The 19561-nt window shown below is 72.7% G+C and carries 16 protein-coding genes; 9 read left to right on the top strand and 7 right to left on the bottom strand.

Features of this window, described 5'->3' with window-relative positions; genetic code table 11:
• Positions 1 to 10 precede the first annotated feature (10 nt).
• The 3 genes from F8568_RS21670 to F8568_RS21660 are packed head-to-tail and all read left to right on the top strand — an operon-like array spanning position 11 to position 4415.
• The gene (locus tag F8568_RS21670; RefSeq protein ID WP_328600980.1) at positions 11 to 1012 is read left to right on the top strand and encodes an AAA family ATPase; all 1002 of its coding nucleotides are present in this window, start codon (positions 11 to 13) and stop codon (positions 1010 to 1012) included.
• Between the two features lie 2 nt (positions 1013 to 1014).
• Positions 1015 to 2148: a DUF58 domain-containing protein gene (locus F8568_RS21665; protein WP_160573702.1), complete on the top strand. Its 1134-nt coding sequence runs from the start codon at positions 1015 to 1017 to the stop codon at positions 2146 to 2148.
• On the top strand, positions 2145 to 4415 hold the full coding sequence (locus F8568_RS21660) for a DUF3488 and transglutaminase-like domain-containing protein (protein WP_151595573.1): 2271 nt from the start codon (positions 2145 to 2147) through the stop codon (positions 4413 to 4415). The genes F8568_RS21665 and F8568_RS21660 overlap by 4 nt, the downstream gene beginning before the upstream one ends.
• Here the strand turns inward: F8568_RS21660 and F8568_RS21655 are convergent.
• On the bottom strand, positions 4325 to 5875 hold the full coding sequence (locus tag F8568_RS21655; protein WP_151595572.1) for a serine/threonine protein kinase: 1551 nt from the start codon (positions 5873 to 5875) through the stop codon (positions 4325 to 4327). The genes F8568_RS21660 and F8568_RS21655 overlap by 91 nt on opposite strands.
• A gap of 379 nt (positions 5876 to 6254) precedes the next feature.
• Between F8568_RS21655 and F8568_RS21650 the strand changes: the two genes are divergently transcribed.
• Positions 6255 to 8261, top strand: a complete 2007-nt coding sequence (locus F8568_RS21650) for a hypothetical protein (RefSeq protein ID WP_151595571.1) — start codon at positions 6255 to 6257, stop codon at positions 8259 to 8261.
• 30 nt (positions 8262 to 8291) lie between these two features.
• Here the strand turns inward: F8568_RS21650 and F8568_RS21645 are convergent, their stop codons facing one another.
• Positions 8292 to 9413 carry an outer membrane protein assembly factor BamB family protein gene (locus tag F8568_RS21645; RefSeq protein WP_160573701.1) on the bottom strand — a complete coding sequence of 374 codons (1122 nt, stop codon included), beginning with the start codon at positions 9411 to 9413 and terminating at the stop codon, positions 8292 to 8294.
• A 514-nt stretch (positions 9414 to 9927) separates the two neighbouring features.
• On the opposite strand from F8568_RS21645, the gene F8568_RS21640 reads away from it, so the two are divergent.
• Entirely contained in the window at positions 9928 to 10413 is a 486-nt protein-coding gene (locus tag F8568_RS21640; protein ID WP_151595569.1) for a hypothetical protein, read from the top strand.
• Positions 10414 to 10473: 60 nt separating this feature from the next.
• A complete protein-coding gene (locus tag F8568_RS21635) occupies positions 10474 to 11448 on the top strand; it encodes an AraC-like ligand-binding domain-containing protein (protein ID WP_151595568.1) in 975 nt (324 codons plus the stop codon).
• Between the two features lie 92 nt (positions 11449 to 11540).
• Here F8568_RS21635 and F8568_RS21630 read toward each other — a convergent pair whose 3' ends face one another.
• Positions 11541 to 11870: a DUF6355 family natural product biosynthesis protein gene (locus F8568_RS21630; RefSeq protein ID WP_151595567.1), complete on the bottom strand. Its 330-nt coding sequence runs from the start codon at positions 11868 to 11870 to the stop codon at positions 11541 to 11543.
• A 277-nt stretch (positions 11871 to 12147) separates the two neighbouring features.
• Here F8568_RS21630 and F8568_RS21625 point away from each other — a divergent pair, with 277 nt between their 5' ends.
• On the top strand, positions 12148 to 12339 hold the full coding sequence (locus tag F8568_RS21625; RefSeq protein ID WP_151595566.1) for a ferredoxin: 192 nt from the start codon (positions 12148 to 12150) through the stop codon (positions 12337 to 12339).
• A gap of 9 nt (positions 12340 to 12348) precedes the next feature.
• Complete coding sequence (locus F8568_RS21620) at positions 12349 to 13563, top strand: cytochrome P450 (protein WP_151595565.1); 1215 nt, start codon at positions 12349 to 12351, stop codon at positions 13561 to 13563.
• An 18-nt stretch (positions 13564 to 13581) separates the two neighbouring features.
• On the opposite strand, the gene F8568_RS21615 is transcribed toward F8568_RS21620, so the two are convergent.
• The 4 genes from F8568_RS21615 to F8568_RS21600 all read right to left on the bottom strand — a co-directional run bounded on the left by F8568_RS21615 (position 13582) and on the right by F8568_RS21600 (position 17955).
• Positions 13582 to 14079, bottom strand: a complete 498-nt coding sequence (locus tag F8568_RS21615; RefSeq protein WP_151595564.1) for a (2Fe-2S)-binding protein — start codon at positions 14077 to 14079, stop codon at positions 13582 to 13584.
• Entirely contained in the window at positions 14072 to 14947 is an 876-nt protein-coding gene (locus tag F8568_RS21610; protein WP_151595563.1) for an FAD binding domain-containing protein, read from the bottom strand. Before F8568_RS21610 ends, F8568_RS21615 begins: the two co-directional genes overlap by 8 nt.
• Complete coding sequence (locus tag F8568_RS21605) at positions 14944 to 17220, bottom strand: xanthine dehydrogenase family protein molybdopterin-binding subunit (RefSeq protein WP_202125212.1); 2277 nt, start codon at positions 17218 to 17220, stop codon at positions 14944 to 14946. Before F8568_RS21605 ends, F8568_RS21610 begins: the two co-directional genes overlap by 4 nt.
• A gap of 153 nt (positions 17221 to 17373) precedes the next feature.
• Complete coding sequence (locus F8568_RS21600; RefSeq protein WP_151595561.1) at positions 17374 to 17955, bottom strand: TetR/AcrR family transcriptional regulator; 582 nt, start codon at positions 17953 to 17955, stop codon at positions 17374 to 17376.
• Positions 17956 to 18047: 92 nt separating this feature from the next.
• Here F8568_RS21600 and F8568_RS21595 point away from each other — a divergent pair, with 92 nt between their 5' ends.
• Positions 18048 to 19538: an MDR family MFS transporter gene (locus F8568_RS21595; RefSeq protein WP_151595560.1), complete on the top strand. Its 1491-nt coding sequence runs from the start codon at positions 18048 to 18050 to the stop codon at positions 19536 to 19538.
• Positions 19539 to 19561: the final 23 nt, after the last annotated feature.

Raw genomic sequence — 19561 nt, 5'->3', positions numbered from 1 at the left:
GAGGAGAAGGGTGAGCACCACGGCCGCGTCCCCCACCATGGCCGGCACCGCGACCGACGAGGAGGCGGTGCTGGCGGCCGACACCTTCGACCGGATGGCGGCGGCCATCGAGTCGGCCGCCCGCTGCGCGCCCGCGACGGTGCGGCTGGTCCTCACCGCGTTCGCGACCGGCGGGCACGTCCTGCTGGAGGACCTCCCCGGCATGGGCAAGACGACCCTGGCCCGGGCGCTGGCCGCGGTCACGGGCGGCACGTCCCGGCGGGTCCAGTGCACACCCGACCTGCTGCCGTCCGACATCACCGGGGTGACGATCTTCAACGAGCGCAGCCGGGAGTTCGAGTTCCACCCCGGTCCCGTCTTCGCCAACGTCGTCATCGTGGACGAGATCAACCGGACCTCGCCCAAGACGCAGTCGGCGCTGCTGGAGGTGATGCAGGAGGAGCAGGTCACCGTGGACGGCACGCCGCACCCGGTGCCCCGCCCCTTCCTGGTGGCGGCGACGCAGAACCCGGTGGAGATGGAGGGCACCTTCCCGCTTCCCGAGGCGCAGCTCGACCGGTTCCTGATGCGGCTGACGCTCGGCTACCCGGGCGAGGAGGCCGAGCTGGCGCTCATGCGCGGCGGGTCCCTGACCGCGCCCGGCGACCTGAGCCCGGTGCTGGACGCCGCGGAGGCGGCGCGGCTGGGGGAGATCGCCGGCCGGGTGTCGGTCGCCGAGCCCGTCTACGAGTACGCGCTGCGGCTCGCCCAGCGCACCCGCCGCCATCCCGGGCTGCGCGCCGGCGTCTCGATGCGCGCGACCATCGCGCTGTGCCGCGCCGCCCGCATGCACGCCCTCGCCGACGGCCGCGCGTACGTCACGCCCGACGACGTCAAGGCTCTGGTGCCGCCGGTGTGGGGCCACCGACTGGTGCCGCTGTCGGGCCCGGCCGGCGCGGACGAGGCCGCCGAGCTGCTGGACGGCGTGCTGGCCGAGGTCCCGGCTCCGGGCCCGCACGAGAACCCGCGCTAGCGGTGGCCGGAGGGTCTCCCCGCCCCACCGCCCGCGGCTGGGGGCTGCTCGCCGCCGGCACCGTCCTGTGCGGCTTGGGCCTGGGCCTGGGCTATCCGGCGCTCGCCGCGCTGGGCGCGCCCGCCTTTCCGGCGGTCGCGGCGGGCCTGCTGTTGGCCGGGCGGTCCCGTCCCGTCCGGGTCCGGAGGCGGTGCTCGGCCGTCCGCACCCGGGCGGGCGAGCCGGTGCGAATCACCGTTGACCTTGACGAACCGCCGCGTGCCGAGGCGTTCGACCGGGTGCGGGGGCCCGGCGGTGAGGCTGTGGTCCCGCTGGGGACGGCCGGCACGCGGACGCGGTACGAGGTGGCGGCCGACAGGCGCGGCGTGCTGGAGATCGGCCCGCTGAGCATCGTCCGGACCGACCCGCTGGGATCGGCGCGGACGTCCTGTCCGGCCGACGACGTGCCCGTCCGGGTCCTGGTCCATCCGCGGCACCATCCGCTGGCCGCCGTGCCCGCGGGCGGGACGGGCGGACGGGACGCGTCGACGGCGGCGACCCGGGCGAGCGAGGGGGCCTTCGCCGGGCTGCGCGACCACGCGCCGGGCGACGACGTCCGCCAGGTGCACTGGCGCACCTCGGCGCGGCGCGGGCGGCTGGTGGTGCGCGAGCATGCCGACACCCTCCGGGCCGGCCTGACCGTGCTGGTGGACGACCGCCACGGCCCCGCCGAACTGGACCCGCTGGCCGAGGTCGCGGCCTCGATCGTGGCGCACCATCCCGCGATCCCGGTCGACCTGCGGCTGGCGGGCGGCGCGCGCTCGCCGGCGACGGCGGGCCGGACAGCGCATCTGGACCTGCTGGCGGAGGCCACGGCCCGACCGGACGCGGACTTCGCCGCTGCCTGCGGACGGTTGCGCACCGGGCCGGGGCGGGCGGTCGTGCTCCTGCCGGCCACGGCGTCCCGGGACGCGGCCACGGCGCTGGCGGCCCTGGCCGGACGCACGGCGCTCTCCCTGGTGGGCGTCATCGGGACGGCCGGCGGCGCCGAGCCGCCACACGAGCGAGGGGCGCGGCGCGGCGTGCGGCTCCTGGAGGCGCCCGACGCGGCGGCGTTCGCCGAGCGCTGGAACCGGGCGCCGTGGTGGGCGCGGTGAGCCGCCTGCGCGCGGCGGCCGACGCCGCCGCGGTCGTGGCGGCGTCCGGGGCCGCGATCGCGCTGCTCGCGGCAGGTTACGACCGCCCGGGGCCCGCCGCGGCCGTGCTGCTGGCCGCCGCCGTGGCCGCCGTGGCGGTGACCGCCGGCGCCGCCCGGGTCCTGCCGCGTCTCGGCCCGGCCTTCGCTCTCCTGGCCGGGCTGCCCGTGGCCTTCGCCGGGCTGGTCGCGCTGGCCGCCCGCCGGCCCGGACCGGTGCGGGAGCCGGTGCCCGCCGCGCTGGACGCCGTCCTGCACTCGGGCGCCCGGATCCTCACCACCACCTCGCAGGCGCCGCTGACCGTCGACCTGATCGCGTTCCCGTTGCTGGCGGTGTGGCTGGCGGGCGCGACGGGGACGGCGCTGCGCCGCGATGGGCGCGGGCTGCCCGCGCTGCTCCCGGGCGCGCTGCTGCTCGCGGGCGCGGCGACGCTCAACCCGGAGGCGGTCGGCGCCGGCTACCGGTCGGCCGCGCTGCTCGCCGTCGCCGGTGCGGTGCTGCTGGTGCTCTCGCCGCCGGAACGTCCTGCCGCCGCGCCGGCGGGGATCACCGTGCGGGTGCTCGCGGGCGGATTCCGGCCGGCCCCGCGCCGGTCCGCGTCCCGCCGTGCCGCCGCGGGGGCGGTTCTGGCATGCGCGGTCGCCGTCCCCTCGTTCGGGATGGTGGTGGCGGCGCCCGGCGTCTTGGACGACTGGCCGGTACGGGCCGCCGACCCGCGAACCGTCGTCGACTCCCCCGAGGAGCCGCGCGAGGTGCGCAACCCGCTGGCGTACCTTTCGGCGTGGGCGGCCGAGCCGAACCGTCCCCTCATGACGGTGCGAGGTCCGCGCACCGGTCTGCGGTGGGTGGCGCTCGCGGAGTTCACCGGCCCGACCTGGCTGCCGGACAGCACGTACCGGCCGTCGGGGCCCGCGCTGCCGCCCCCCGGCGTGCGGCCGCCGCGGGCGAAGCGCGCATCGGTGGAGGTCGCGGTCAGAGACCTGCCCGGCGACTGGGTGCCCGTCCCCGGAACGCCGACGCGCATCGAGGGGCTCGACTTCGGCTACGACGCGGCCTCGGGCACGGCCCTGTCCTCCAAGGGGCCCGTCGCGGGCCGGACGTACCGCGCGACGGGCTCCGTCCCCGACCTGAGCGGCGGCGAGGCGTCCCGCGCCACGCCCGCTCTCGGCCCGGGCTTCGAACGGTACGCGCGGCTGCCGCAGGGGGCGCCCGCACGGCTGATCGACATCGCCCGCAAGGCCGCCGGGGACGGCACCCCGCACCAGCGCGCGTCCCGCCTGGCCGAGTACCTTCGCGAGAGCTACACCATCGGCCCCGCGGCACGCGGCGGGCACGGCTACGCCGAGCTGAACGAGCTTCTCGTAGAGCCCGGACGCAAGGGCGGCGGCGGGACGTCCGAACAGTTCGCCAGCGCGTTCGCCGTCCTGGCGAGGGCCGCGGGCCTGCCGAGCCGGATCATGGTCGGGTTCGGGCCGGGCACCGGCGGCGACGGCGGACGCGTGGTCCGTACCGGCGACGCCGTGGCCTGGGGAGAGATCTGCTACGAGGGCCTCGGCTGGGTGCCGTACGACCCCAATCCGCGTGTCCGCTCGGGGGCGGCCGAGCGTGCGGGAACGGGCGAAGGCGCTTCCGGCGGGCCCGGCCCGGGCGGCGGCGCGCGAACCCCGGCACCGCCCCGCGCAGTGGCGGCGCACTCACGGCCGGGGACGCCCGTGTGGCCGGTGGCGGGCCTCGCCGTCGCAGCCGTCCTGCCGCTGTATCTCGTCGCCGTGCCGCTGCTGCGGTGGCGGCGGCTCCGGAGGATGCGCCGGATGAGGGATTGCGCCCGGAAGGCCCTGACCGCCTGGACGGAAGTGCTGGTGGCGATGCGGCTCGCCGGCGTCCCCGCCCCGCCCGCCGCGACCGCGTCCGAGGTGACGGCCCACCTCGAACGCTCGATCCCGGGGACGGACGCGGCACGGCTCCAGCGGACGGCCAGGATCGTCAACGCGGCGGGTTTCGGGGGGCCGGTCACATCGCAGGACGCCTCTCTCGCGGTCACCGAGGCGCGCTCCCTGATCCGCGAGCTGCGCAGGTCACGGCCGTGGTGGCGGCGGGCGTCATGGTGGTGGGACCCGCGCCCGCTGCGGTGGTCGGCTCAGTCGTCGCGCTTGACCCGGCGGGTGCAGACGGGCTCGGCGTGGGCCACGCGGTCGACGTCCACGACGGCGACCACGGTCAGGCAGTAGTCCACGCTCGGATTCAGCGCGGAGACCACGACCTTCTCCGTCCCCGCCGGGACGTTCGCGAGCGTGGACGCCGGACGGCCCCGGGGCCCGCCCACGACGTAGTACGCCGCCCTGCCCCCGCTGCGGTCCTGCCAGGACACTTCGATCGACACCCGGCCGTCGACGATCCGCACCCGTCCGGGCAGGTACTCCTTGACCGGATGGACCGCTGTCGGCGTGGACGTGGGCACCGGCGAGGGCTCGGCCCGCGGCTGCTCCGCGTCCGTCCGCGCGCCGGCGAGCAGGCCCGTCACGCCGATTCCGGCACCCACGAACGCGAGCGCGACCACCACCGCGACCACCGGGCCGAGGCGGCGGCGCGAGCGCGGCGCCGAGCGCTGCTCCTCCGGTTCCGGCGGCTCCGGCCGTACGGGCGCGGACGAGTCCGGCGCGCGTTCGGCCGCGCCCTGGCCGCGCCCGCCGTTGTCGGCGGTGCCGCCGAGTCCGTCCCCGTCCCAGGCCCAGCCGGGAAGCCGCTCCCATGCGCGGGAGGGCTCCTGACCGAGCGGCTCTGGTCGGAGCGGCTCCTGAAGCAGCGGCTCCTGAAGCAGCGGCTCTGAACGGAACGGCTCCGGACGGGACGGCTTCACACGGACCGGGCCGGCGGCCTCCGGGAGTCCGTGCAGCCCATCGGCCAGCGTCTGGACGAACGCCGCGGCCGACGGGAACCGGTCGCCGGGCTCGGGCGCCATCGCGGTCTCCAGCGCACCGGCCAACCAGCCGGGCACGTCGTCGCGAGGCAGCGGCGGAACCGGTTGGCTCAGCACGCGCTGCCGGATGGTCCACAGGTCGCCGCCGGCATAGGGCGGGCGCCCGGCCAGCAGCGTCCACAGGGTCGCGCCGAGGCCGTACACATCCGACGCCGGCGTCTGCCGCTGCCGCTGGAGCGCTTCCGGGGCGGCGTGAGCGGCGTCGACGCGTTCGAGGTCGACCGGCTCCAGAACCCCGCGGGCGGAGTGGGCGGCAAGCCCGCGCAACGTGGCCGAGCCGGTCAGCAGCGGGCCGCGGTCACCCCGGAGAATGTTGCCCGGATGCACGTCGCCGTGGACGAGCCCCTCTTCATGGAGGGCCTGCAACGCCCTTCCCGCGGCGGCGGCCACTTCGACCGCCTGCCGCACGGGCATGGCCCCCGAGCCCGAGTAGGTGTCCCCGTCGTGGTGCGGCAGCGCCACGTACCGGCGCCCGGTCGCGGTCGTGCCCGTGCCCAGCACCGTGAGGAGGTGCTCGTCGTGGGAGGCGCGGCCGAGCGCGTCCAGTTCGGGCTGCGGGGTCTGCCCGCCGTCACGCTGCACCCGCAGGGTGACCACGTCCCCGGACTCCTCGTGAACGGCCCGGTAGGTGACCGCGCCCGCGCTGCGGCGCGTGACCGACAGGTCGCGGTGCCCGGGTACCAGGCTCGGTGCTTCCCCGTCGCTGGGCATGGCCGGCGCCCTCCCCGCTCACACTGGTTCGGCAGACCCTCGTTCAGTGTGCAGCGGGGGCGGGACTCGCACGAGGCACCGGGCGGCGCGCACGCGATCTTTCGGTGTCCCGCCGCCCGCCGGGCACCGGCCGTCCACCGGAGTTTCACCGACCGGCCATACCGTGCCGGGGGCACGAAAGCTCGAGCGCCCCTTGCCGCCTCGTCGGAGGCGCCGGCTCCCGGTGCCGGCCGGACGGAGCCTCGCCACCGGTTCGTCGCGGTAGCCCGCCGAGCGGAGCCGGGCCGGGTCCGACCACGGCAACGACTCATGGAGAAGGCCGTCGATGAGGTGGACGCTACGAGCGCGACGGTTGTTCGCAGCCGCGCGGAAGGGCGATGTGACCGCCCTGCAGGACGTTGTCCGGATCGCCGGGACACCGTCCCACCCATGGCATGACAGGGCACGCACGTCGATCGCGGCCTGGCTGGTCGAAGGCCCCCGCCGCGACTCGCCGCTGGTGGAAGTAGTGCTGCGCAATGACGAGGCGCCGCCGAGCCCGGCCTTGGACGCGCTATGGGCCGAGTGGCTCGCCTCACCGACCGAGCCGCTGGTGGAAGCGCTGTTGCGGTGGGGCCTGCCCGCAACGGACCCTGAACACGGGCCGTTCAGCGTCATCGCGCTGGCGGCAGGTCCGGACGCCCTGGGCGATCCGTCCCACCGGCAGGCGCTCCAGCAGGCGCTGCGGCTCAGCGGCCACCCTCTCGCCCTCATGACGGCGGAAAAGATCATCGCTCTGGACGATCCCGGTCTGGTCGACGAGGTGTGCGAGGCGACGCCCGCGAACCCCGACCTGGCCCCTGTGTGCGCCGAGCACGGGCTCGCCCCCGTCGCTCCCGTCCGGCGCGCCCTGTTCTACCTGGTCACCAGGCAGTTCGAGCGGTACCGCGCCCTCGACCGGGACGGGAGCCTGCTCGCACTCGCCTACGCGGGTGCCACAGACGTCGAACGCGTGCATGCCCGGGAGGCGATGCTCATCGCGGGCGGTCTGGACCCCGTCCGCGTCATCGTCGGCGAAGACCGCCGCGCCGGCCTCGCCGAACTGTCCGACGAGGAGGTCCGCTGGCTGGCCGAGCAGCTGGCCGACCGCCGTGCTTGGGAGGAGCTGTGGGCATTCGTCCTCGACCTGCCCATCACCACGTGCGTTGAGCTGGTCCGACTGTTCGATCCGCGTTGGGCTCCACGCGACGACAAGCGCCACCTCTACACCTCGCTGCGTGAGGCGCTGCCCCAGAACGTCCGAGCGGGCATGAGGCGCATCCGGGAGCGCGCGCCGGCGACCACTTGGTGGGTCGGCCCCTTGACACCCGGCGCGCCCGCCCTGTCCTTCGCCCCCGACGGCCCGTTCCTCGCCGTCGGCGGATACGACGCGCGCGTGTACGACCTGCGCACTGAACTGCAGATCGAGTACTACTCGCTCAGAATGCCAGTCGAGAGGCTGTTGCACATCGGTGGCGGCACGCTGATCGCCGCCGAGTTCGACGTGTTCCCCATGGACGAGCCGGACCGCTACCGCCTGGTGCGCTGTTCACAAGGCCGCTGGGAAGAGCTGCTCACCACCTCCACGCCGGTCAGTTCACTGCAGCTGACCGGCCATGACGGGAGCTTCGCGGCGGCCACGGGGAACCGGCTGCTGCGGGGCGGACGCAGCGGAGACCTCGACATGCGAGCGCTGTCGTCGTACATCCCGCATCGTGGCCGCTCCGCAGTCGGGCCGCGGCTCGCCGCCCATCGCGATTCCGGACGGCTCGCCGTGCTCGAGTCCACCATCGTGCTGATCGACGGCTCCACTGGGGACTTCACCACCGTCGGCCCTGCGACACCGCTCTGGCGCGCGCAGTTCCTCGACGCCGACACGCTCGTCGGCGACGTACAGCGGCGCGTGGCACGCGTGTCGCTACCGGACGGACGGCTCCGCTCCGAGTATCCCGGCCTTGCCGACGCTCGCGAAGCGAAATTCCTCGTTCTGCCGCGAACCGGGCACGTCGTCGTGGCCGGATACGGCGATGAGATCAAGGTCAGCGACGGCGAGCGCACGGAGAGCTTTTCCACTCACAGGCCGAGTGAGCGCCGGCACATCGCCTGCCTCGCCGTGTCACCCGGCGGTGACTTCGTCGCGGTGGGCTTCATCAACGGCGACATCGACATCTACCATGTGCCGCTCTGGGAGGCGGGCGCGCTCTTCGAGCGTCCGATGGCCGGACTCACCCCGCGTGACCTGGGGTTCGTCAGTGAACTCCTGGCCAGTCCAGTGGTTCATCGCGATGTGCGGTTCGCGCTGGAACCGCTGAAGGCGTGCCTGGAGCACCGGTTCCGGTCCGGCGTCGGCGCACCCGAAGATGGATGATCTCCGGGTGCCGGCGCGGCTCGCGGGTCTCTAGCCGACGGCCGGGACGGCCGTCCAGACGCGGCGGCCGGGTGCCGCGATCAGCCCGCCGTTCGCGGAGACCAGGGTCGGGGCCGCGCCGGCGTTCGGCTCGCGGTCCGCGCCCGAACGGGCGTCCAGGGCGACCGGGCCGTTCTCCGACATCGCGTAGACCACGCCGTGCCACGCGCCGGTGAGGCCGGGCTTGGTGCGCCCGTTCGCCGGCAGCTTCCAGAGCTGCTTCAGCGTGGTCACGTCATAGGCGGCAAGGAGGTCCTGGGTCCCGACCAGACCCGATTTCCGCACATCGCAGACCAGGACCGAGACTTCGTCGTACAGGCACGCTGTGCCGGGGAAGGCCGTACTGCCGCCCAAGCGGCCCCGGACCTTGCCGTCGGCGGCGTCCAGGAACACGACCTCCGCGAGCCGCACTTGGACGATCACACCGGGTCCGCCGGGATAGTCGTACGGCTCCCTCCCGGGATCGAACCCGGCCGCCCACAGCTTGCGGCCGGTCTTCGCATCCCATGTCTCGACGCGGTCGGCCAGTGACTCCCCGGCCGTTCCGAAGACCCGCCCGGCGGTGTATCCCTCCGCGGACAGCTCTCGGATCCAGCGGGCCTTCCGGGTCGCGGGGTCGACGACCATGGTGTACGCGGGATCCTCACCGAGAGCGATGACGATCGCCGTGTCATCGGCGCCCACGAGCCGGACTCCGCGGTCGGGCCACCCCTTGCCGTTCCCGACCTCCACCGTGCTCGTCCACAGGAGCTTGCCGGTGCCCGGATCCGCCGCGATGAGCTCCACCGCGAGCTTGGCCGGGAGGGTGCCCACGCCCGGGATCTCCGCACCGAACGCCGCGAGCACCACCGTGCGCCCTCCCAGCGAGACGACCAGCGGACTGGTCGAGCTGCTCCGGACGCGCGTCTTCGGCACCAGCCTCCAGCTCTCCTCGCCCGTCAGCAGGTCGAGGGCCTGGAGCGCGTTCCCTTCTTCCGGCTCGTTCCAGGTGTCCGCCGTCCGGAAGACGAACCGCTCCCACAGGACCGGCTCGTCCCCCGCGGAGATCGGCTTCTCGGCCCGCGGATCGAACCTGACCGGCGGGTCGAACCTCGGGGCCGCGGGCGGCGGCACCGCCCTCTTGGTGGCCGCGGACGCCGCAGGCTTCCGCTCCGATGGCTTCTGGTCTTTCTTTCCACCGCCGCACCCGGCGAGGACCACAGCGGCCAGGACTACGGCGACCGGCAAGAGCCGGGGCCGCGCACAGCCCCTCATGATGTCCGCCTTTCTGCAAAGTGGACGGCAGAGGTCACGGCGACCTTCTCAATGAGGTGCGGACGGCCGATGCTCGTTCAGTTTGCCAGCACTCCGCCCGCATGTCCTTAACACGGCCTCCACACTTCCTTGACAATGCATACCCGAGCATATGGCCGGAGTTCCACAAGGCGCCGGTGTGAGCCGAAAGGAAGGGTTGTAGCGCTGCATATCGGTAGGCTCCCGGCTCATGCGATGGATCAATGTGCTCGTACTGATAGGGTCGGCCACCGTTTTGAGCGCCGGATGCACGGACACGGACACAGACAAGGCCGCCCCGAGACCGTCCGCCACCCCGCTGCCCAACGTCGTCCCCTCCCCTACGGGTCGGGGAGTGCTCGGCGATGTGAAGCTCTCACCCTCACCTGGCGACGACGCCACGCCCATCGAGAACCTCGAGTACGAGCTGCGCGTCAAGACCGTCAAGATGGCCTATGCGATGGGCAAGACCAGCGCCGAGTGCGATGGCGGCGACCCCGAACCCGGGCCAGGTACCACCGTGAAGTGCACGGTGACCTATAGGGGCGTCAAGGTTCCCTGGACCGTCACGATCAAGGGCGCCGGCTTCCTGCCCGGCCTGGTCGAATACGATGCCGTCCCGGCCATGGGGGTGATCACCCGCGAAGGTGCCATCCGCTTCTACTGGGGCAACAACGTGACCGGCCGCCAGGTGCGCTGCTCGGACATACCCGCCGTCGAACTGGTTCCGCTGAACCGGCCGACGCGATATCAGTGCGAAATCTACCCCAATGTCAAGGAGTCACTTCAAGTGACCGACTCGGGTCCGCGTTTCTACCCGACTGCCGCGCGCGGAGACTGAGGTCGTATAATTCGTCTTCGACGAGACCTCTTGGTCGTACCGAGCGAACCTGGACAAGCCATGATCGAGGTGGCGCACCGGACCGAGGACTTTCCCCCCGCCGAACGATTCGAGCGGTGGCGGGAATGGATGGGGAGCACGCACGCCCCGGTCGATCTGAGCAGCGAGCACGCCGCGGACTACCACGCGCGCATACGCATCCTGCGGCTCGGCGCGGTGACCGTCTGGCCGTCGACGCTCCAGCCGCTCCTGTCCCGGCGGACCGCGAAGCTGATCAGGCGCGCCGACCCCGAGACGTACAACCTCACGCTCGTCCTCGAAGGCACGGCGGGCGCTTCCTGGAACCGCCAGGAGGCCGAATACGGGCCCTACGACCTGCACAGTCAGAGCTCATCGCAGCCCTGCACGGTCCAGGTCGGGCGGCCCGGCCAGACCGTCAGGTGCGTGGGGGTCGAGATCCCCAAGGACCTGCTGGCGCTGCCTCGCAAGAGCGCCGACCGCGCGACCGGCCGGCCGCTCTCGGCGCGAAAGGGCGTCGGAGCCCTGCTGGCCGGGTTCGTCACCGGCCTGATCGCCGACACCGCCGGCTACCGCGCCGCCGACGGCCCCCGGCTCGGCGCCGTCCTGGCCGACCTCGCCTCGGCCCTGTTCGCCCACAGTCTCGACGCCGGCCGCAGTCTCTCCCCCGAGGCGCACCGCCGGACTTTGACGCTGAGCATCCGCGCTTTCATCAACCGGAATCTGCAGAACCCGAACCTGACTCCGCAGACCGTGGCCGCCGCGCATCAGATCTCCACCAGCTATCTCTACCGCCTTTTCCAAGACGAAGACGTCACCGTCGGGGCGCTGATCCGCCATCAGCGCCTGGAACGCGCCCGCCAGGATCTGGCCGACCCGGCCCAATACGAGATTCCCGTTCGCGACCTCGCCGCCCGCTGGGGATTCACCCACCATTCGGCCTTCACCCGGGCCTTTCGCAGCGCCTACGGCACCTCGCCCAGCGACTACCGCGAAGCGATGCGTCCGCCGAGGTAGCGACCGCCGGGCGGATCTCGTCCAGCCGCGCTCGGCAGACCGCTCCTCACTCCGGTGGGCGCGAGCACCGCCGACTCGTAGTTGATCGCAAATCAGTGGCGGGTGTGCCCGGTACGCTCCCCGCTCCGGCAGCCGGCGCCGCCGATGTAGTACGCGTTGAGATAGTTCGGACCTGCGCCCGGAAACTGGGTGCGGCCAGGGCTGACACAGAGGTGATAGTCGTTCGTACTACCGCCTCCTCTGACGTCGACGTGTATCCGCACCGTCGTCGAGCCGCAGTGGTTGTACGCGGCGAACTCGGACGCGCGGACGTTGTAGCGGAAGAACCCACAGGGAGGAGCGGCAAAGGCGTCCGCACCCGCCTGACGCACTTGCGTGCCGCGCTCGACCTCGGCGTGAGCCGGACCGAAGAAGGCCGTCATGGTCAGGGCAGCACCTGACCCTGCCGCCAAGGCCGCTCGCAGTGGGCGAGGAGAGAGCCTCATGAACACTCCAGATGGTCTGCCCTGCCGGAAAGTACGACGCCTCTCGCGCATCGCGTCGACACCAGTATAACTCTCTGCGCGCTTGACATGACTTTAAGTAACAGGTCTGGATAGTGGGCGGGTCGCGTCCGACGGGCCGTCCAGGCGTTTACAGGCGCATAAGAAAGTGTATATTCACTTACAAACCTGCCCGGAAGAGAGGTGCGGTCGGGCCATGCGCGTCGCCATCGACGGGGAGCTGTGCTTCCGTCACCAGCGCTGCGTCGCGCACTGCCCCGAGGTGTTCGGCACCGACGAAGAGGGCTACAGCGTGGTCCTGCAACCGGACGTGCCACCCGAATTTCGAGATCGCGTACTGGAGTCCGTGAACCTCTGCCCGGAACAGGCGATCAGCTTGGGCGACTGAGGAGGATCCGTGCCACCGACCGTTTCGGTCAACTTCTACGCCCCCGAGGTCATCGCCGATCCGTGGCCGCACTTCGCGCAGATCCGCGAGGCGGGACCCGTCGTCTACAACGAGGCGCTCTCGGTCTGGCACGTCCACCGCCACGCGGACGTGACGCGCTGCCTCACCGACACCGGGCACCTGTCGTCCACGGTGATGAAGGAGTCGGCGCCGTGGATCGCCGACAGCATGATCGCCAACGATCCGCCGGACCACCACCGGCTGCGCAACCCGCTGCAGAGCGCCTTCACCAAGCGGGGCCTCGCGCGCTGGGAGCCCCGGGTGACGGCCCTGATCGACGACCTGTTCGCGCGCTTCGCGGCCAAGGTCGCGGGCGGCGGGCGCGTCGACCTGGTCGACGACTTCATCTGGCACATCCCCTCGGTCGTCATCGCCGAGATGATGGGCGTCCCGCCCGAGAAGCGGGCGGCCTTCCACGCGTGGAGCGAGGACATCGTCACCGGCGTCGGCGGCGGGACGACGGACGTCTCCGACCTCGGCCGGCAGAAGCTGGCCCGGGCCCAGGAGGCGTCCCGGCTCATCCGCGAGTTCCTCGCCGAGGAGATCGCCCGGCGCAGGTCGCGCCCCGCCGACGACCTGCTCGGCCAGGCGGTCGCCGCGAACGACGGCGGCGCCATGACCGACGACGAGCTCATCCAGACGGCGGTGCTGCTGCTGATCGCCGGGAACGACACGACCGCCAAGCTGCTGGCCCAGTGCGCCGTCAAGCTGTTCCAGTTCCCCGGCCAGCGCGACCTGCTGGTCGAGGACCCCGGCCTGATCCCCGCCGCGATCGAGGAGGTGCTCCGGCTCGAGCAGCTGTCGCTGTCCGTCCCGCGGTCGGTCGTCAACGGCCCGATCACCATCGCCGGCCAGGTGATCCCCGACGGGGCGAGCGTCTGGTTGATGACGGGGACGGCCAACCGCGACCCCGACGTTTTCCCCGATGCCGACGTGCTCGACGTCCGCCGCTCCCGCTCGGCCGCGCATTTCGGTTTCGGGCACGGGGCCCACCTGTGCTTGGGCGCCAACCTCGCCCGCATGGAGGTGCGCATCGGCCTCGAACGCATATTGAGCCGCTATCCCCGCTACGACGTGCGCGGTTTCGAGTTCAGTGAAAGCTGGTCGGTCCGCGGCCCGGTCCGCATCGACTTCGCACCCGAGCCCACGGCCGTGATGGTCTGACGCGAAGGCCGTCCGGGTTCAGGTTCCGGCGGTACGGGTGTGCTCGGCCGGCCTTTCCGCCGCCGCTCGGACGGCTTCGATGATTCCCTGGTAGCCGGTGCAACGGCACAGGTTGCCGGACAGGCCGTCGCGGATCTGCTCGTCGGTGGGGTCGGGGTTGTCGCGCAGGAACGCGGTGACCGACACCACGAAGCCCGGCGTGCAGAAGCCGCACTGCAGCCCGTGGTGCTCGCGGAAGGCGGCCTGGACCGGGGAGAGCTCGCCGTCGGCCGCCGCGATCCCCTCCACCGTGGTGATCTCCGCGCCGTCGGCCTGCACGGCGAACACCAGGCACGCCCGCACGGCCTCGCCGTCCAGTAGCACGCTGCAGGCGCCGCACACGCCGTGCTCGCAGCCGAGGTGGGTCCCGGTGAGCCGGCAGTGCTCGCGCAGGAAGTCGGCGAGCGTGAGCCGGGGCGGCACGGTCGCCGTGCGCGGCCGCCCATTGACCATGACCCTGATCTGGACCTCAGGCATCTGTCGCCTCCCGGACGGCCCGTTGCCAGGAACGCGCCACGATGACGGCCCCGACGTGCTTGCGGTAGTCGGCGGACGCGTGCAGGTCGGAAGGGACCGACTCCAGCGTCGCCATGGCGGTGTCGCCCACGTCGGCGGGCGCGACGTCGGCGGCCGGGGATCCGAGCACCGCCGCCTCGGCCTTCACGGCGCGTAGCGGCGTCGAGCCGAGCCCCAGCAGGCCGATGCCGCAGCGCGACACCTTCCCGTCGCCGTCGACCTGCACGGCGACGGCGGCGCCGGCGATGGCGAAGTCTCCGGCCCGGCGCGCGAACTCCTCGATCGCGAAGCCGCAGCGGCCGTCCCACACGGGGATGTCGATCCCGGTCAGCAGTTCGTCGGCCTCCAGGGCGGTGCTGTAGATGCCGTGGAAGAACTCGCCGGCGGGGACGGTGCGCGCACCCCGCGGCGACAGCACCTCCAGCCGCGCATCGAGCGCCACCGCCACCGCCGGGTACTCGGCGGCGGAGTCGGCGTGCGCGAGCGACCCGCCGATGGTGCCGCGGTTGCGGATCTGGAAGTGCCCGATCAGCGGGGTGGCGCGCGCCAGCAGGGGCACCGCCGACGCGACCTCGGCGTCCCGCTCGATCGCGGCCTGGGTCGTGCCGGCGCCGATCCACAGGGATCCGTCGCGCCGCTCGATGCCGCGCATCCCCTCCACCCGGCGCAGGTCGACCAGATGCTCCAGGACGGCCAGCCGCAGGGCCAGCATGGGGACGAGGCTCTGCCCGCCCGCGATGGCCTTGGCGTCCTCGCCGAGTTCGGCGAGCAGGGAGACCGCCTCGGCCGCGGTCGAGGGAACGTGGTAGTCGAACGCGGCGGGCTTCATCCGGTCACCGTCCTCTGCGCGCCGCGGACCAGCGCGACGATCGACTCCGGCGTTATCGGGAGCCGGGTGATCTCGACGCCGAACGGCGCGAGCGCGTCGGCGACCGCGTTGACGACCGCGGGCGGCGCGCCGATCGCGCCGCCTTCACCGACGCCCTTGTATCCCCCTTCGCCGGGACCGGGAGTCTCGAGGTGACCGTATTCGATGGCGGGGACCTCGACGGCGGTGGGAAGGAGGTAGTCCATGAAGGTGGTGGTGACGGGGTTGCCGTCCTCGTCGTAGGCGAGGTGCTCGTACAGCGCGCCGCCGATGCCCTGGACGGTGCCGCCGGCGATCTGGCCCTCCACCACGTTCGGGTTGATCATCGGACCGCAGTCCTCGCTGACGATGTACCGCAGGATCGTGACCGCTCCGGTGACCGGGTCGACCTCGCAGGTGCACACGTGCGTGGCGTTCGTCCAGATCATCGGCTCGCGCGCCCGGTAGCGCCCGCTGGCCTCCAGTCCCGGCGGCGTGCCGGGGGGAAGCGCGTCGGGCTGGAAGTAGGCGATCTGGGCGATCTCCGCGACGGACATGCCGGCCGACGGCACCCCGCGGACGGCGGCGCGTCCGCCGATCAGATCGATGTCCCCCACCGCCGCCTCCAGGCAGTGCGCGGCGATGGCGGTCATGCGTTCGCGCAGCACCGACGCGGTCTCGGCCACGGCTCCGGCCGTCATGGAGCCGGAACGGCTGCCGGACGTGCCGCCGCCGAAGGGCGTGACCGCGGTGTCGCCCTGGACGGTGTTGACGTCGGCGATGTCGACGCCGAGCGCGTCGGCGGTGAGTTGGACGACCGTCGTCTCGATGCTGTTGCCGGACGACCCGCCGGAGACGTAGACGTTGACCTTCCCGGACGGCTCGATCCGGATCGTCGCGCCTTCCGTGCTCAGCAGGTTCATGCCGGCGGTGGTCGGCTCGACGTAGCTGCATGTGCCCACGCCGAGGAAGCGGCCCTGCTCGCGGGCCCGCTTCTGCTCGCGGCGGAACGCGTCGTAGTCGAGCATCGTGAGGCCGTGCTCGAACGTCTCCAGCGGCGTGACGTCGGTGTAGACCCCCATGCCGTTGGGGTTGCTGAACGGCAGGTCGTCGAATTTCAGCAGGTTCTTGCGGCGCAGGTCGGCCGGGTCCATGCCCATCCGGCGAGCCGCGATGTCCAGCAGCACCTCGCGCGCCACCGACTCGAACTGCCACGGCCCCCGGTACGCCGCGCGGCCGGTGGTGTTGGAGAACACGCAGGTCGAGGAGAACGTGGCGTCCGCGATGCGGTACGGCCCGGGAAAGAGCATCCCGATGACCCCGGCGGTGCCCACCGGCCACGGCGTCGGGTAGGCGCCCACGTCCTGCACGAAGTCCATCGCGGCGGCCAGGATCGTCCCATCGGCGTCGAAGGCCATCCGGGCGTCGCCGTGCTCGTGCCGCGACTTCCCCGCCGACATCAGGTTCTCCCGGCGGTCCTCGATCCACTTCACGGCGGCGGGCAGCTTGCGCGCGGCCAGCATGACGCACATGTCCTCGCGCAGCGGCATGACCTTCTGCCCGAACCCGCCGCCGGTGTCGCGCATCACCACCCGCACCCGGTGCTCGGGCAGGCCCAGCAGCCGGGAGCAGAACAGCCGCACCTCGTGCGGCGACTGCGTGGCCGCCCAGATCGTCAGTTCGCCGTCGGGGGCCGACCACTCGGCCACCATGCCCCGCGTCTCCATCGGCACCGGCGCGTACGCCTGCTGGTAGATCGTCTCCCGCACGACCACCGGCGCGCCGTCGAAGATCGGATCGAGCTCCGCCGCGGGACGTCCCGCCGTCTCCCCCGCGACGTTGCGCGGATAGCCGGCGTGCACCAGCGCCTCCGCGTCCCGCGCGGTCACATAGTCGACCACCGGCGGCAACGGGTCGTAGTCCACGGACACCAGTTCCACCGCGTCCTCGGCGATGTACCGGTCCTCGGCCACCACCAGCGCCACCGGATCCCCGACGAAGCGCACCTCGTCCTCGGCCAGCGGCGGACGCGGCGTGTCCGGAACGTCCTTGCCGGTCAGCGTGTACCACTGCTCGCGCACGTCCGGATTGAGATCCTCGGCGGTGAACACCGCGTGCACGCCGTCCAGCGCCAGGGCCTCCGACGCGTCGATCCCCAGGATGCGCGCACGGGCCAGCGGGCTGCGGACGAAGCACGCGTGCAGCATCCCCGGCCGCACCACGTCGTCCACGAAGGTCCCGCGACCGGTGAGCAACCGGGCGTCCTCCACTCGCGACACCCGGGCGCCGGAGTAACGGGCGGCGGCCGCCCCGGTGGCGGTCCCGTTCGGTTGCGCAAGCGGTGACATCCGTCGCATGTCCACCATTTTTTGGACACTAACAGAGTAAGTGAACGTTCGCTAGCATCGCTATGCCCCGCCGGCGCGGACGAGGGGGAGGTAGATGGTGTCGACTATCTCCTCGAGGGTGGCGTCGGGGACGGGTTTGTGGGTCATCAGGATCTCGTGCCGCTGCAGCGTGAAGGGCAGGTACTTGATGCGGTCGGTGAGGCGGGAGGGGTCGATCTCGCCGCGTTCGGCGGCACGGTCGTAGAGGGCGTCCAGGAGGGGGCGGCGGCCGGCGTGGAGCAGCTCGCGGAGTTCGGCCGGGCTCGTGCCGGTCTCCTCGTAGTAGTCGGCCAGGTGCACGGTCATGACGGCGGTGAGGCCGGTGCTGGTGCCGTTGGCCTGCTTCATCACCGCCAGGACGTCGCCGCGGAGGGTCCCGGTGTCGGGCAGGTTCAGGTGGGTGCGGTCCTTGACGTGGGCGAGGGTGGCGTGCAGGAGTTCGTGCCGGCCGGCCCAGCGGCGGTAGAGCACGGGACGGCTCGTGCCGGCACGGGCGGCGACGGCCTCCATGGTGAAGGCGGCGTAGCCGTTCTCGGTCAGCTGCTGCCAGGCCGCGTCGAGCAGCGCGTCCTCCAGGGCCCGGCCTCGGCGCCGCTCGCCCATCTCACCCTCCACAAATAGGGAACACTTGCGCATCTTATGCTCAGCGCCTACGGTCGGAGCTACAAGACACATCTCTGTACCTTAGGAGTTCCGTGAGCGCTCCCCAAGGAACCACCGCCGTTCCCGACGACCGCGTCGACCCGGCGGTCTGGCGGCTGGCGTTCACCGTCATCGTGGGCGCGCTCGCCGTGGTGTTCGACACCACCATCGTCAGCGTCGCGATCAACGACCTGGGCCGCGACCTCGGCGCGTCCCTCGGCACCATCCAGTGGATCAGCACCGGCTACCTGCTGGCGATGTTCGTCACCATCCCGATCGCCGGCTGGGCGCAGTCGGTGCTGGGCGGCAAGCGGCTGTGGACGGCCGCGCTGGGGATCTTCCTGCTCGGCTCCGTGCTGTGCGCGCTGGCCTGGGACGCGCCCAGCCTGATCGCCTTCCGCGTCGTGCAGGGCGTCGGCGGCGGCGTGATGATGCCGCTGATGATCACCCTGATCATGCAGGCGGCCGGCGGCCGCAACATCGGCAAGGTCATGGCCACCGTCACCCTGCCCGCCGCGCTCGGGCCGATCCTGGGCCCGGTGCTGGGCGGGATCATCCTGAACCTCGGCGACTGGCGCTGGCTGTTCCTGGTCAACATCCCGTTCTGCGCCGTCGGCGCCTGGCTGGCGCTGCGCAACCTGCCCGACGACCGCCCCGCCCCCGCCGGCAGCCGCGTCCGGCTGGACGCGGTCGGGCTGCTGCTGCTCTCCCCGGGCGTCGCCGCGGTGATCTACGGGCTGTCCCAGGTCGAGGGCGGCGACGGCGTCGCCAGCCTCCGGGTCGTGCTGCCGGTGCTGGCGGGCCTGGCCCTCATCGGCGGGTTCGTCGCGTGGGCGGTGCCGCGCTCGTCCAGGGCGCTGGTGGACGTCCGGCTGTTCCGGCACCGTCCGCTGGCGTCGTCGTCGGCGCTGAGCTTCCTGGCCGGCGCCACCCTGTACGGGGCGATGCTGCTGCTTCCGCTGTACCTGCAGCAGGTGCGCGGTGAGGACGCGCTGGGCGCCGGGCTGCTGCTGATCCCGCAGGGCGTCGGCACCCTGATGTCCCGCACGCTCGTCGGCAGGTTCACCGACCGGTACGGGCCCCGCTGGATCGCCTTCACCGGCTTCGCCGTCGTCGCGGCGGCGACCGTGCCGTTCGCGTTCGTCACCGCCGGCACCTCCATCGTGCCGCTGATGGCGGCGCTGCTGGTCCGCGGCTTCGGCATGGGCGCGGTGAACATCCCGCTGGCCAGCGCGGGCTATACCGGGCTGGATCGCGCCGACGTGCCGCACGCCAGCATCATCTCCCGCGTCGCGATGCAGATCGGCGGTTCCGTGGGGACGGCCGTGCTCGCGGTCATCCTGCAGCACACCGCGTCCGGCGCCCGGACGCCGGACGCGCTCGCCGACGCCTTCGCCGCGGCGTTCTGGTGGTCGGTCGGGTTCACCGCCGTGGCCGTCCCGCTGACCCTGCTCCTTCCCGGACGCGCCAGGCCCGCCCCCGCCGAGCCCGCCGGGCGGGAAACCGGCGACACCGTCCGAGCGGACACGACTCCCGCCGCCTGACCCGGGCCCTTGGCCCCCCGACC

Origin of the sequence: Actinomadura physcomitrii, from assembly GCF_008923205.2 — a bacterium.
In the GTDB taxonomy this organism is placed as follows: domain Bacteria; phylum Actinomycetota; class Actinomycetes; order Streptosporangiales; family Streptosporangiaceae; genus Spirillospora; species Spirillospora physcomitrii.
Note: the sequence above shows the minus strand (reverse complement) of the source record. Positions and strands in the feature narration are given on the sequence as shown.